The 12,615-nt window shown below is 62.6% G+C and carries 12 protein-coding genes and 3 tRNA genes; 7 read left to right on the top strand and 8 right to left on the bottom strand.

Going from position 1 to position 12,615, the window contains the following annotated elements; all coding sequences use genetic code 11:
- Positions 1–428: transposase (locus ACFOJE_RS16525; protein ID WP_377816323.1), on the bottom strand; the 428-nt coding region annotated here is incomplete at its 3' end.
- A gap of 276 nt (positions 429–704) precedes the next feature.
- On the opposite strand from ACFOJE_RS16525, the gene ACFOJE_RS16520 reads away from it, so the two are divergent.
- Genes ACFOJE_RS16520 through ACFOJE_RS16500 form a run of 5 tightly spaced genes read left to right on the top strand, consistent with a single transcriptional unit; the run spans position 705 to position 5,387 of the window.
- Complete coding sequence (locus ACFOJE_RS16520) at positions 705–1,106, top strand: TIGR03757 family integrating conjugative element protein (protein ID WP_377815694.1); 402 nt, start codon at positions 705–707, stop codon at positions 1,104–1,106.
- Positions 1,103–2,026 carry a TIGR03756 family integrating conjugative element protein gene (locus ACFOJE_RS16515; RefSeq protein ID WP_377815692.1) on the top strand — a complete coding sequence of 308 codons (924 nt, stop codon included), beginning with the start codon at positions 1,103–1,105 and terminating at the stop codon, positions 2,024–2,026. The genes ACFOJE_RS16520 and ACFOJE_RS16515 overlap by 4 nt, the downstream gene beginning before the upstream one ends.
- Positions 2,027–2,048: 22 nt before the next feature.
- Positions 2,049–3,407, top strand: a complete 1,359-nt coding sequence (locus ACFOJE_RS16510; RefSeq protein ID WP_377815690.1) for an integrating conjugative element protein — start codon at positions 2,049–2,051, stop codon at positions 3,405–3,407.
- A 2-nt stretch (positions 3,408–3,409) separates the two neighbouring features.
- Positions 3,410–3,790 (top strand): hypothetical protein, encoded by a 381-nt coding sequence (locus ACFOJE_RS16505; protein WP_377815688.1) that lies wholly within the window; start codon positions 3,410–3,412, stop codon positions 3,788–3,790.
- A 10-nt stretch (positions 3,791–3,800) separates the two neighbouring features.
- Complete coding sequence (locus ACFOJE_RS16500) at positions 3,801–5,387, top strand: conjugal transfer protein TraG N-terminal domain-containing protein (RefSeq protein WP_377815687.1); 1,587 nt, start codon at positions 3,801–3,803, stop codon at positions 5,385–5,387.
- 47 nt (positions 5,388–5,434) lie between these two features.
- Here the strand turns inward: ACFOJE_RS16500 and ACFOJE_RS16495 are convergent, their stop codons facing one another.
- The 4 genes from ACFOJE_RS16495 to ACFOJE_RS16480 form a co-directional block, all read right to left on the bottom strand.
- Positions 5,435–5,833: a DUF3742 family protein gene (locus tag ACFOJE_RS16495; protein WP_377815686.1), complete on the bottom strand. Its 399-nt coding sequence runs from the start codon at positions 5,831–5,833 to the stop codon at positions 5,435–5,437.
- Between the two features lie 282 nt (positions 5,834–6,115).
- Positions 6,116–6,997, bottom strand: a complete 882-nt coding sequence (locus ACFOJE_RS16490; RefSeq protein ID WP_377815684.1) for a hypothetical protein — start codon at positions 6,995–6,997, stop codon at positions 6,116–6,118.
- Positions 6,998–7,012: 15 nt separating this feature from the next.
- A complete protein-coding gene (locus ACFOJE_RS16485) occupies positions 7,013–7,258 on the bottom strand; it encodes a hypothetical protein (protein ID WP_377815682.1) in 246 nt (81 codons plus the stop codon).
- 488 nt (positions 7,259–7,746) lie between these two features.
- The gene (locus ACFOJE_RS16480) at positions 7,747–7,944 is read right to left on the bottom strand and encodes a hypothetical protein (RefSeq protein WP_377815681.1); all 198 of its coding nucleotides are present in this window, start codon (positions 7,942–7,944) and stop codon (positions 7,747–7,749) included.
- Positions 7,945–8,273: 329 nt separating this feature from the next.
- Between ACFOJE_RS16480 and mobH the strand changes: the two genes are divergently transcribed.
- Together mobH and ACFOJE_RS16470 are read left to right on the top strand one after the other, a co-directional pair.
- Positions 8,274–10,199 carry a MobH family relaxase gene (gene mobH, locus ACFOJE_RS16475; protein ID WP_377815679.1) on the top strand — a complete coding sequence of 642 codons (1,926 nt, stop codon included), beginning with the start codon at positions 8,274–8,276 and terminating at the stop codon, positions 10,197–10,199.
- A complete protein-coding gene (locus ACFOJE_RS16470; RefSeq protein WP_377815677.1) occupies positions 10,196–11,833 on the top strand; it encodes a tyrosine-type recombinase/integrase in 1,638 nt (545 codons plus the stop codon). Before mobH ends, ACFOJE_RS16470 begins: the two co-directional genes overlap by 4 nt.
- Before the next feature lie 397 nt (positions 11,834–12,230).
- Here the strand turns inward: ACFOJE_RS16470 and ACFOJE_RS16465 are convergent.
- From ACFOJE_RS16465 to ACFOJE_RS16455, 3 genes are all read right to left on the bottom strand, one after another.
- Positions 12,231–12,306 (bottom strand) — tRNA-Lys (locus ACFOJE_RS16465).
- 19 nt (positions 12,307–12,325) lie between these two features.
- A tRNA-Pro gene (locus ACFOJE_RS16460) sits at positions 12,326–12,402 on the bottom strand.
- 9 nt (positions 12,403–12,411) lie between these two features.
- Positions 12,412–12,487: transfer RNA gene (locus ACFOJE_RS16455), tRNA-Asn, on the bottom strand.
- Positions 12,488–12,615 lie beyond the last annotated feature (128 nt).

Raw genomic sequence — 12,615 nt, 5'->3', positions numbered from 1 at the left:
TCGATGGCCACCAGCGACTGGGAGAACAGATCGAGCTGGCGGCAGAGCACGACGAACTGCCGGCAAACATTGCGAATGGCCTTGCCGTTGTCACGACGGAAATCGGCGATGGTTTTGAAGTCCGGCGCGAGTCGTCCGGACAGCCACATCAACTCAAGGTTGCGCTGACATTCGCGCTCCAGGCGCCGGCTGGACTGGATGCGATTGAGGTAACCGTAGAGGTAGATCTTCAGCAGTACTGCAGGGTGGTAGGACGGCCGACCGGTTGCCGCTGGGATCACTCCGTCGAACTCCAGCGCCGTAAGGTCGAGTTGTTCGACGAAGGCTTCGACGACCCGGATTGGGTTGTCTTCGGTGATGAAGTCATCCAGGCACTCAGGCAACAAGCTGACTTGGGTCCGGCTCGCTTCCTCGATGAATCGCTTCATACGTCGCCCCCGCTGACGTCGCTTCAGCAACTCTAGGCGAGACCGGCGTTTTCACACAGTCTGGGTCGGAACTTGCCGGTCACACCGTATGGAACCGACAGGTCCGCCTCCCCGCCCTCCGCTCCATTAATCCTTTCCGACCCAATTAGGGTTTCCTGCTGACGCCCCCGCCGCAATCCGCTGTGCTGTACCGGACTCCGCCTTCAGGTACTGCCCATGCCCTCTCGACGCCCCGCCCTTCGCCCACCGACCCGGCCCCGCCGGATCCTTCTGTTTATGCCCCTGCTGCTCCTGATCCAGGCTAGCACCGTGGCTTCGGCCCGCGCCGAGGCCTGGGCGATCACCGATAGCGCCCATCCCCTGTCGCTGCCCCCGGGCGTTCGGCTGATCCAGCTGGATGCCGGCGAGCGCCTCGAGGCGAAGCTGTCCGCCGGGCTGCCGACCGATCCGGCGCAGGCCGCGCTGGCCCTCCGGCAGCGCCTGCAGGGATCTGACGGCGCCCGCTGGGGACAGGAGTTGGCCACCGCCCAGCAGGGCCTGGTCGAAGCTTGGAGCGTCGGGGTGCAGAAGCTGCCGGCGGTCGTGGTCGATCGCCGCTACGTGGTCTATGGCGAGACCGACGTGAACCAGGCCCTGGCCCGCATCGACGAATATCGGCAGCGGGAGGGGCGGCCATGACCCGACGTCCGCTGGCCGCGGCGCTGCTCGCCGTCGCCCTGCCGGCAGCCGCCGGCACCAATACCGCGGCGATCACCGCCTCGGTGATGGCGCCGGACTGCCTGCAGTACCGCATCGTCGGGATCTGCTACTGGCTGCTCTGCACCCCGTTCGGCTGCTCGGTCAAGACCTCGGTTAAGGTCCGGCACTACGTGCCCGATGCCGTCGTCTCGAGCTATGCGAACACCGGCGACAATCCCTGGAGCGAGATGTCCGTCCTGGGGCTGCCGACGCCGCTGGCCCAGGCCGGCGGGGACGGCACGACCAACCACGTCGGGGAAAACAACCTCGCCAAGTTCAAGGAGGCCGACGTCATCGGCCATCCCGGCGCGGCGCTCTTCCGCCAATTCGCCCGCTCCTTCGGCTATGCCTGCCCGGGGGCGTCCACGCCCTTCGTTCCCTACTTCCTCAGCAACCTCGATGTCCTGGCCTGGCGTTACGGCCTGCCGGAGATGGTCTATCCGGAATCCCTGATCCCGGGGCGGCGCGAGATCGGCAGCACGCTGTCCGGCAACCTGTGGGGCAACCTCTACCCGCGCAGCGGCTCGCTGCATCAGGCCGACGACTACAAGACCGCCGCGGTGATCGCCCAACGAGCCGGCGACATCACCACCCGCTCGGGACAGCCCCACGTCTACCGTTCGCTGCTGGCCAAGGCCAAGGACGGCTATTGGCCGGCCGGGGCGCTGAAGGAGAGCGACGCCTCGACCGGCCAGTGGCAGCGACTCAGCCCGGAGCTCAGCCAGTCCTGCGCCGTCTTTCCCGAACGGGAGTCGCACGCCGAGTCCCCGGACGGTAGCTATGCCTGGGCGCTTTGGCGCCCCTATGCCTGCTGTAAGCGGGTCGGCCAGACCTTCCTCGGCAGCACCGACTTCCAATGACCTCCCCCGACAGGAGCACTCCATGAAACGCATCACCCGAGCGGTCGGCCTCGTCGTCGGCCTGAGCAGTACCCTGGCCACGGCCGCCGATTCCCTCCAGTTGGAAAAGCAGGGCAGCGTCATCGGCGACGACGTGCTCTACAGCATCGGTGGCGGCAACGCCGTGACCATGGGCAGTGCCGGCAACATGGACAGCATCGCCATCGGCGGCGGCTGGAACAACAACCTGGTCTGCGGAAACATGAGCCTGACCAACACCCTGCAGAACCAGCTCAACGGCGCGACCTCGGGCTTCCAGACAATCATGTCCAGCGTGCTGACCAACGCCACCAGCGCGGTCGCCTCGCTACCCGGGCTCATCCTGCAGCGCTCCAACCCGGCGCTCTACAACCTCATCACCAACGGCATCCTGCAGGCACGGCTGGACTTCGACCGCTCCAAGACCACCTGCCGGGCCATCGCCGACAAGATGATCGACGTCACCCGCGGCAAGACCGGCTGGAACAAGCTGGCCGAGGGCGAGGCCATGACCCAGGCGCTCACCAGCAGCACGGACGCGGTTTCCGCCGTGGCCCAGGCCGAGGCGGACGGCAACGACAACGGGGTGACCTGGGTCGGCGGCCAACGCGCCGGTGGCGTCGGCCAGCCGCCCATCCGGGTCGTCGGCGACGTCACCCGGGCCGGCTACAACCTGCTCACCGGGCGCGCACCGACCGATACCGGCTCGACCGGCGGCGCCTCGTGCAACGGCGGCATGGTCTGCAGCACCTGGCCGACGCCGCAGGCGGCTTCGAGCTTCGCCACCCGGGTGCTCGGCGAGCAACAGCAGCAGACCTGCAACAGTTGCCAGAAGACCGTCACGAGCGCCGGGGCCGGGCTGACGCCGATCATCCAGGAGACCTACGACGCCAAGCTCCAGGCCCTGCAGCAGCTCATCGCCGGCAGCAAACCGCTGACTCCGGAGAACCTGGCCACCGCCAGCAGCGAATCGCTGCCCGTCACCCGTGGCGTGGTGGAGGCCCTGCGCACCGAGCACGACCAGGACATCCTGGCCAAGCGTCTGGCCTCCGAGGTGGCGCTCTCAGACGTGCTGGGCAAGGCCCTGCTCCTGCAGCGCACGATGCTGGCCGGTAGCCAGGAGCCCAACGTGGCGGTCAACGACGTCGCCCAGCAGACGATCAGCACCCAAAACGACCACCTGCAGCAGCAGATCGACAACCTGCGCACCGAGCTGGAGTTGCGCCGCTCCCTGGCCAGTAACTCGCCCACCTCAATCCTCGAGCGCGCCGGCGCCCGCCGCAGCGCCTCCAAAGGCGTGTTCCAGGGCGACCCGCTGCCCAACCGCCTCGATCGCATCGAGAAAACCAACCAGAGCCAATGACCATGGATCACCCGACTTCCCTCACCCGCCCTGCCGCCCTGCCCCGCCGTGTGCTGGGCTACGGCCGGCGCGGCCTGCGCATCGCCTGGCGACTGCTCTGGCCGTTTGTGTTGACCGTAGGACTAGCCCTCGGCCTAACCCTGCTGGCCGCCCGGATCTTCGGCGACCTGGAGCACTACCGCCGCTGGGCCGACCTGCATGCCGGAGCGCTGCTGGCCTGGCGCCTGACGCTGTACGGCCTCCTCGCCGCCCTCTGGTGGCCGATCCGCACCCGGTTGCGCCGGCAGAACCCCGACCGCGACGCTTGGCGGCTGTGGCGCTGCGAGCTGCTGGTGATTATGACCCTCCTGCTCTTCGAGCTACGCCACGCCGGCACCGTCTGAGGCCCCTGCCATGGAACTCTTCACCAACGATTACCTGGAGTATTACCTCACCCTGGTCGGCTGGCTGATCAATGGCAGCATCTGGAACATGATCGGCGACAGCGGCCTGTTCGCGGCACCGTTCCTCGCGATCGTCGTCCAGGAATGGCTGCGGGCCCGTGGCGAGGGCGCGGACGAGGGCAACAAGGGCGCGCTGGCCCTCGCCCGGGTGGAGAACCGCTTCTATGTGGGGATGCTGGTCATCATGCTCGGTCTCATCCCGGCCGGCACGGTCAGCTTCTCGACGATCCAGTACGACCGGACCCGCTCCGAGCAGTGTCAGTACAGCTCGCCCAAGCCCGCCGAGACCGGCTGGAGCACTGCCTTCAGCACGCTCAACGGCCAGAGCGCCCAGGTGCCGCTATGGTGGATGTTCGTCCACGCGCTGTCCAAAGCGGTTACGGCCGCCTCGGTGGCGGCGATTCCCTGCGGCCTGGATCTGCAGCAGCTACGCATGGAGGTGAATGCCAACCGCATCGGCGATCCCCTGCTCGCCCAGGAGGTCGCCGACTTCACCAACGACTGCTACGCCCGCGCCCGGGCTAAGCTGTTCATGACCCAGCCCAGCCTGAGCCGGGAGCAACTCGCGGACGTCAGCTGGATCGGCTCGAAGTTCTTCCTGACCACCAGCGGCTACTACGACGACGGCTTCTCCGGGTTCCGCGCCCATACCCCGCGGGTGGCCTGGCCGTATGACGCTACCCGGGATGCGGGCCTGGCCCAGACCACGGGCGGCGGCGGCTACCCGACCTGCAAACAGTGGTGGAGTGATGCCGGGATAGGGCTGCAAGATCGTCTGCTGAAACAGGTGCAACCCGATACCCTGACCCAGTTGGCCAAGTGGGCCCACTTCCTGTCCCAGGACGAGGTCAACGATGCGGTGATCCGCGATCTGGTCTCGCCGAAGAAGCAGCTCCTGACCCAGGGCCAGGTGTACGCCGACTACGGCGGCCAAGTCGGCAGCTCGGTGTATGGCGACCTGTCCCGGGTGGCCGCCGGTCTCGGCCAGGCCGTCGGCTCGATGGCCTACTTCCCGGCGATGGACAGCGTGCGTCAGGCGGCACCGATGGCGATGGCCTTCCTGAAGATGGCCCTGATCATCTGCATCCCCTTCGTCTTGGTACTGGGCACCTACAGCTTGGAGACGGCCATGACGCTGACCTTCGCCCAGTTCGCGCTGATCTTCGTGGACTTCTGGCTGCAGCTGGCCCGCTGGGTGGACAGCACCGTGATGGATGCGCTGTATGGCAACGGGATCTACAACGCGAGCAACGCCTCGCCTATCGGCAACACGGCGCCCCATGCCAACTTCGATCCGATCATCGGCCTGGGTAATATGCAGGGGGATATGTTGCTCAACTACGTGATGGGGGCGATGTTTCTGATTCTGCCGACATTCTGGGTGGCCGCCTTGAGCTGGGCGGGACATCGCGTTGGTGGCGTATTGGAAGGGCTCGGAGCCGGTTCTAAATCAGCACAATCGGCAAGCAGTATTCCGGGGCAACAAGTGCAAAGCAGCGTAACCAGCGCGGTCAGCTCAAGAATTAAAGATTCGTGACCAAATAGCTAGGCGCTACATATACAGTGAGGTGGAAAGTCCGGCACTTACCACTTCACTCCATCTTTATCGTAATACCCATATCCCCAGACACCATCTCGCCAGCCCTCTTCCTCAAACCCAGCACTCATATAGATTCGGGCATTACCATTAGGCTGCGATGACTTTTTAACTTCATTAGATGAGCTTGACAGAGCACAAACCGCATACAGAGCAAACAGGAACACCAGAACGGGGAACAGATATTGGACGGAGGCCATGGCAATGGCTGCCACAGCGGCTAGGCGAGCGATCCGCTTGAGCAGATTCAGCAGCGGCAGTGGTGCTCCGACCTTGGCCAGCAGCCCCCAAAAACGGACCTCCATCGCCACGACCGGAGCCGCCATGCGACCAAGCCCGCGACCGAGTCGCAGGGCCATACTTTCGTTGCCGTTCGATCCTTTCATGAGGTGCCTCCAGTCCAGAGAATATACCACTCTGATATTACTTATACACCCAGCAACTATTACCCGCAAGTATCCGAACTATAAAAGCGCATATAAAGTTGCTACAGTTTTAATAAAACCACACAACCCAATAACTTCCACAGACAAAAGGAAAATGGCTCAGAGCCCAAAGGAATGGGAAGGGAGAATGGAATGGATCACAAGGGTAAGTGCCTTACCTGAAAGGGCCGCCTATTGGCGGAAAGGGAAAGGGGATGAAGCAAGTACACCCCCATCAGAGAATTACAGCAAATCACCTAACCTCTGCTTTGCAAGAGTAACCAACTCCAACCTTCGCTTGGGATGATCTGCCGGCAGGCCTATTAGCCAACTGAAGTGCTGATAATTGAACTCAATCACTTGACGATAAATATCTTTCCCGCCCTCGGTAACGACCATGATCATGGTCTCGAGCACCCCAGAATCCTCCTTAGGCCGTACTCGATGATCGAGAAAACAGACTGTTGGGGTAATATAGGCACTCTTACCTGAAGGCAAGACTTTCTTGAGAAGACGCCCAGAATCAGTATCCGCGCCGGGTACGAGAGCAGAGAGGCTCTTAACTAGCTCCGGATTTCCTGCCACTAATTGCCCATATAGTGAGCGCCCATCCGACATATAGGCAAAAATCCAGGGCACATTCATCAGCGTTGCCCCGGTGTACAGATAGCCCCTCTCGCCTCGATATCGCTCTAACATTGAAATAATAAAGTTTTCCGAAAGCTTCAGTCCGGTGCACTCTTCAATGGCGAAAATCACCCGATCGAATTGATCAATTAGCAATTCAAGAATCTTTTTAGGAACGCCATCGACGCTTCTCTTCCGAGCCCCTTTGTCATGCTGCCTGGGATTGAAATAAGGGCAGTCCTCTCTTGCCTCTTCGTTCGCCTTAGCCAAGCCACCCACATCCCTAGCAAAGTGCCGCCCATAAGGGTTGTTGATATTCGGAGGCAAATGATAAAGCCCAACGATCTCTATTGGATTATCACAGGCCGGACACACAGCAAACTGCGTGTCTCGACCATCGACATACCAGGGAGCTAGTCTTTTCGTATCCTCTTCAAAATCTGTCCGATCAATGGGCTTTCCCTTCTGATCGGACACTCTCACTTTGTAAACATTCAAGATTAAAACTCTCCTTCACCCACACACCGAAAGCGGATAACGCCGGAGCACGTTCTCCCACCATTCTACCGGCAACTCTGGAATCCCTCCCTCCTGCTCAGCCCATTGCAAGCACTGCAACAGCGTCACGATATCCAGTGAGAATGTATGGTGTTTGTCCCTCAACGCAAACAGCAGATGTTCCGGACAACGGGGGAGATCATCCGCGGGTTTAGCGTCGAGCAGTTGGGCACGATTTTCGAGCACATCGTCATGATTCATGAGGTTTCCTCTCGGTTAGCAGGCCGATCTCTATCACCGGCGGAGACCATGCTGATCGGGAGGGCTCATCGCGAACAGGGCAAACCCTAATCGCCTCTCAAGAGGTTTCACCCGCACACCAGGCGAGCGATTCGTGCCAGGCGGAGTGGGCCAGATCATTACCTTCGACACAAATGGTCGACTTATCACAGAGATTCCGAGCCAGTGTGAAGCGGAAGCAACTAACGCAACCTACTCGGCCAGTATCGACACTGACGCATGGAACTGATTCTGTGTGATCGAGTCAAAGGCTTGGTGTTGTGCTTGCCTTTGCCGCCGTTTCCCGGCGGCTTCTTTTTTCCCCCAAAGCTCCATGCAAAGCCCCCAAGTTCGAGAGCGCCCGCTCCAACTTCCCTCATTGACTTCGTCGAAGTCAGGTGATTTTCCGTCAGCCACCCTACAAGCCCCAGGTATCCATGCAGGGAGTCTTGCAAGCGGTTTACCAAACATCAGAGGGATAACACCCGCTCGAGATTGCTGTCGGGGGACTGCTCCGCCGGCATCCGCGCATTGGTTTGCCGATCCCGATATCGCACGACAGGCGGCTCCTCGACAGTTTCCAGATAGGTCAGCCCGGTCGCCACCGGCAATTCCCGAACGTCTTCGGGCAAGGCCTGCAGGCAGGCAATCAGTTCGTTGACGGTCATGGTCATGATCTCAGGCAGAGGGAATCCCGTTCATTCTTACGGTCCAGCCATCCAGGCCATCCGTTTCCACCTTCACCACTTGTTCATGGAGAGAAAGCCTCCGAGTGGGCGCGGCTCGAACTGAAGGTAGCGGCCCTGGGGGGGATGGCTAGGTCAGTCGTCGGCCTGGCGAGACCGGCAGCGGTCCGAACGCGTTCCGTCGATGCGATCGCGGATGGTGATGCCATTCCGCCACTTAATCGTCGCCGTCCGAAATCCGATTCTTCGTTGCCCGGCCCCCGCCCGATCCCGCACAACCCTGCGCCACGATCCGTTCCTGGAGCAGTGCCATGCTTTCGATCTTCCGCCGGCGGGGTAGCCCGACCGCCTCCAGTACACCGGCGGCGCCGTCCGGCTACCTCACCCCGGAGCGCCCCGCCGCCCTGCTGAATACCCCACGCCGCCGCAAGCTGCTGGAGAACATCTGGCAGCGCACCTCGCTCTCCCGCAAGCAGTTCGCCTCGCTCTACACCGACCCCCTGGAGCGCTACGCGGCGCTGGTCCAGCAGCTACCTGCCTCGGAGAACCACCACCACGCCTATGCCGGCGGGATGCTCGATCACGGCCTGGAGATCGTCGCCTATGCCCTGAAGATCCGGCAGACCTACCTGCTGCCGATCGGCGCACCGCCCGAGTCGCAGGCAGCCCAGGCCGAGGCCTGGTCGGCCGCCGCGGCCTACGGGGCGCTGCTACACGACCTCGGCAAGATCGCGGTGGACGTGCAGATCGAGGGTCTGGACGGCAAGCCCTGGCATCCCTGGCATGGTCCCCTGTCCCAGCCCTACCGCTTCCGCTACGTGAAGGACCGGGACTACCGCCTGCACAGCGCCGCAGCCGCCTTGCTCGCTCCCCACGTGCTGACCCGGCCGGTGCTGGACTGGCTCAGCGGCTTTCCGGAGCTCTGGTCGCAACTGCTGTTCAGCCTGGCCGGGCAGTACGAGCATGCCGGCATCCTCGGCGAGATCGTCACCCAAGCCGACCAGGCCAGCGTCGCCCAGGAGCTGGGCGGCAATCCCGCCCGGGCTCTGGCGGCGCCGAAGCAATCGCTGCAGCGACAGCTGGCGGACGGTCTGCGCGTCTTGATCGCCGACCGGTTCAAGCTCAACCAGCCCGATGGCCCCTCGGATGGCTGGCTGACCCAGGACACCCTGTGGCTGGTGAGCAAGAACGCCACCGACCACCTGCGCGCCCATCTGCTGTCCCAGGGCATCGAAGGCATCCCCAGCAGTAACGCCCCGATGTTCAACCTGCTCCAGGACCAGGCCATCATCCAGACCAACGCTCAGGACAAGGCGATCTGGAAGATCCAGGTGAACAACGGCCGCGGCTGGGTGAACGAGTTCACGGTCCTCAAGATCGCCCCAGCGCTGATCTGGAAGGTCGCGAACGAGCGGCCGGAGCCCTACGGCGGGACGGTGACGGTGCTGGGCAGCGAGGAGACCGCCCCGAAAGCCGAGGTGCCGACACCGAACATCGCCGCGCCCCTCCCTTCGCCTTCGGCCGGTCCCGAAGCGCCTCAGCCGACGGCGCCGGGCATAGCGACTACGGCCACCACCGCCGTCACGACGGTCCCGGCCGCCCCCTCGACCCCGCCAGCATCGCCACCGGCAGAGGACGACGGCATCGACGAACTCCTCGGATTACTCAATGATGCCGTTTCGCCATCAGGTACAGTGTCACCTATCTGTCACAAAGACACCGCTGTCCCCATGATGTCCGATATCGCCGCTGTACCCTCTGAGACGCCGATCGCCGCCCAGTCCCCCGCCGAAACCACCATCTCGACGCCTACCCCATCCAGCGATCCCAGTTCGCTAGGTCAGCAATTCCTCGACTGGGTCCGAACCGGCATCCAGACCCGCAAGCTGGTGATCAACGACGCCAAGGCACGGGTCCACACCGTCGCCGGCACGGTCCTGCTGGTCAGTCCGGAGATCTTCAAACGCTATGCGCTGGAGCACCCCGAGCTGCAGCCGGAAGCCAAGGGGCGGAATCTGGAGAGCTGGCAACTGGTACAACGCGCCTTCGAGAAGCTGAAGTGCCATCGCAAGACCGGGAACCTGAACATCTGGACCTGCGAGGTGGTCGGCCCACGGAAGTCGCGCCCCCTCAAGGGCTACCTGCTCGAAGAGCCGAGCCGGGTCCTGACCCAGACGGCCTACGACAACCCGAGTCTTCGCCTCCTCGAGGGCGACGCGCTGGCGAACGGGCAATGAGCCTTCGTCTGGGGCAGTTACCCGACCTCTATGCCCAGACCAACGACCTGCGGGAGGCCACGCTGACGACGTACCGGGCCTCGGTCCGGGCGCTGCAGCGGTTCCTCGGCCACGATCCGGAAGTCGATAGCGTCACCTATGAAATGGTGCTCCAATGGCGCCGCTTCGAGGTCGACAAGGGCTTGTCGAAACGCAGCTGGAACACCTATAGCTCGCACCTGTGCACCCTGTTCCGTCATCTGATCCAGCAGAAACGGCTTGAGGACAATCCCTTCAAGAAGACCCGGCTGCGCGTCGCCCAGCGCAAGAAAAAGACGGTCACGGACGAGGCGATCGAGGCCGCCCGCCGGTGGCTGGAGCAACAGGTCGAGTACGAGCGCTTTCACGGACGTGCCCCCGTGACACCGGCCTGGTTCTGGCTCGCCGTGTTCGAGACCTTCGTCCACACGGGGATCCGCCTGAACGCCCTGCTCTGCCTCAGACTGGCCGATGTCGACCTACAGAAACGCACGCTGCTGATTCGCGGCGACACCGAGAAGACTCACCGCGAATTCATGGTTCCCGCCACCGCGACGCTGTACACCCACCTGCAGCAGTTGGTGAACCGGGCCGTCGCCGCAGGCTTCCAGACCGAAGATCAACTCTTCAACGTGAATCGGTTCTCGCCGCACTACAAACGGCGGACCATGAACCTCAACCAGGTAGAGGCGATCTTCACCAAGATCAGCGAGAAGATCGGCACGAAGCTGACGCCCCACCGCTGCCGGCACACCCTGGCCACGGAGCTGATGCGCCGGCCGGAGCGCGACATACACCTGGCCATGAAGGTGCTGAATCATTCCAATGTCAGCACAACCATGGGCTATATCGAGCCGGACCAGGAGCAGATGCGGGCGCTGCTGGAGGGCTGTAGTCAAGCACGGGATCGGCGACCACCGAAACGGGTGGTCCAGAACATCGACCCGACGGTCCAAGAGCCGAAACGGGCTCCGGTGGAGAAGGTTGGCGTCGATCACGGCCGAGCCGAACCCCCGGCTGCCTCGCCGGAAACCCAGCCGCCCAGGACGGCAGCAGAACCGGTGCCGTCAGCCTGGCCGTCGATCCTGGAACAGCTCAATCAGGCCATTGCCCGCATTCCGCAACTGATCGCCGATCAGGTGGAACAGCATCTGGAACAACACCTGGAGCGGCACCTGGCGAAGCTGTGGCAGAGCACCCAAGACGAGATGGCCACCCGTCCGGAGGGGCAGGCTCGCACGGCTATCGAGGCAACCGAGCCCCCTGTCGAGAGCGCTCCACCGGCGCAGAGCGAGCGGACTGATAAGGCCCCGGAACGCGAAGGAGAGCCTGCCCCGACGACTCTGATTCCGGCTCCGGATCCCGACGATATCGAGCGACTCAGGCCCTGGGCAGCCGGCGCCGTACCGTCTCGCGACGAACCACCCTGCGGGCCACAACCCTCACGGCTGGAAGCAGACCTCGAACGCGGCGCCGCGCTCCGTCAGCCCCTGCCGGCGCTCCAGCTCGCCCGACTGGTCCGCGCCGTGAGGCGTGAGACGAGTCAGCCACACAGCGCCTCGCGCCGCAGTCAGGCCGGTCTATTCCGGCTGGAAGCACAACCTCCCAGCCGCTAATCGCTCGCCTCCCCGGTAGCGACGCCGATACCCGCGAATCGGACGATTAGCGTGGGCGGAGCCGGCTGCGCGCGTGGAAAGCGAGAATGAGACGAAAGTCTAGTCATACCAAAACGATAGAACCGCCGCATTTGGGCCGATACCCGAGTGGCGATGGCGCTCGTCGGTAAAAAAAAACGATGACGACAATTTGACGCTCCCAATTTGACATCATGGGAGGAAACGGCTAGGTTTCGCCGTGAAGACAGCTGTGAGGTCTGAGCGTCAGAGATAAGTGAGGATTAACGCAGGGTTTGGACTAGGATCGTCCATGGGAAGCGCAAGGGATCGGCTGCACTTTTAACGACCTACTGTCAGGTCGAACGACACACCGTCTTGCACGGTGCGGTAGTAAATATGGTGGGTCGTGTAGGATTCGAACCTACGACCAATTGGTTAAAAGCCAACTGCTCTACCGACTGAGCTAACGACCCATATAGCTTGGTTAAGAAGTGGTCGGGGTAGAGAGATTCGAACTCCCGACATCCTGCTCCCAAAGCAGGCGCGCTACCGGACTGCGCTATACCCCGTCTGAAAGCTGGCTCCGCGACCTGGACTCGAACCAGGGACCCAATGATTAACAGTCATTTGCTCTACCGACTGAGCTATCGCGGAACGTTTCACTTCCTAATCTGCGCCAGACCACGAATATCCGTTACCGTTGCAGTGGCGCGCATTTTAAGACTTCCTGAGCGCCTGTCAACCCTCGAAAAATGCTTTTTGCGGCAACCACTTGTTTTTCT

It is taken from the genome of Azotobacter bryophylli (genome assembly GCF_042643485.1).
Classification (GTDB): Bacteria; Pseudomonadota; Gammaproteobacteria; order Pseudomonadales; family Pseudomonadaceae; genus Azotobacter; species Azotobacter bryophylli.
Note: the sequence above shows the minus strand (reverse complement) of the source record. Positions and strands in the feature narration are given on the sequence as shown.

What these genes read in the sequence shown, in the direction of transcription:
- ACFOJE_RS16520 (WP_377815694.1), top strand. Translation starts at nt 705, where the DNA reads ATGCCCCTGCTGCTCCTGATCCAGGCTAGCACCGTGGCTTCGGCCCGC.
- ACFOJE_RS16515 (WP_377815692.1), top strand. Translation starts at nt 1,103, where the DNA reads ATGACCCGACGTCCGCTGGCCGCGGCGCTGCTCGCCGTCGCCCTGCCG.
- ACFOJE_RS16510 (WP_377815690.1), top strand. Translation starts at nt 2,049, where the DNA reads ATGAAACGCATCACCCGAGCGGTCGGCCTCGTCGTCGGCCTGAGCAGT.
- ACFOJE_RS16505 (WP_377815688.1), top strand. Translation starts at nt 3,410, where the DNA reads ATGGATCACCCGACTTCCCTCACCCGCCCTGCCGCCCTGCCCCGCCGT.
- ACFOJE_RS16500 (WP_377815687.1), top strand. Translation starts at nt 3,801, where the DNA reads ATGGAACTCTTCACCAACGATTACCTGGAGTATTACCTCACCCTGGTC.
- ACFOJE_RS16495 (WP_377815686.1), bottom strand. Translation starts at nt 5,833, where the DNA reads ATGAAAGGATCGAACGGCAACGAAAGTATGGCCCTGCGACTCGGTCGC.
- ACFOJE_RS16485 (WP_377815682.1), bottom strand. Translation starts at nt 7,258, where the DNA reads ATGAATCATGACGATGTGCTCGAAAATCGTGCCCAACTGCTCGACGCT.
- ACFOJE_RS16480 (WP_377815681.1), bottom strand. Translation starts at nt 7,944, where the DNA reads ATGACCGTCAACGAACTGATTGCCTGCCTGCAGGCCTTGCCCGAAGAC.
- mobH (WP_377815679.1), top strand. Translation starts at nt 8,274, where the DNA reads ATGCTTTCGATCTTCCGCCGGCGGGGTAGCCCGACCGCCTCCAGTACA.
- ACFOJE_RS16470 (WP_377815677.1), top strand. Translation starts at nt 10,196, where the DNA reads ATGAGCCTTCGTCTGGGGCAGTTACCCGACCTCTATGCCCAGACCAAC.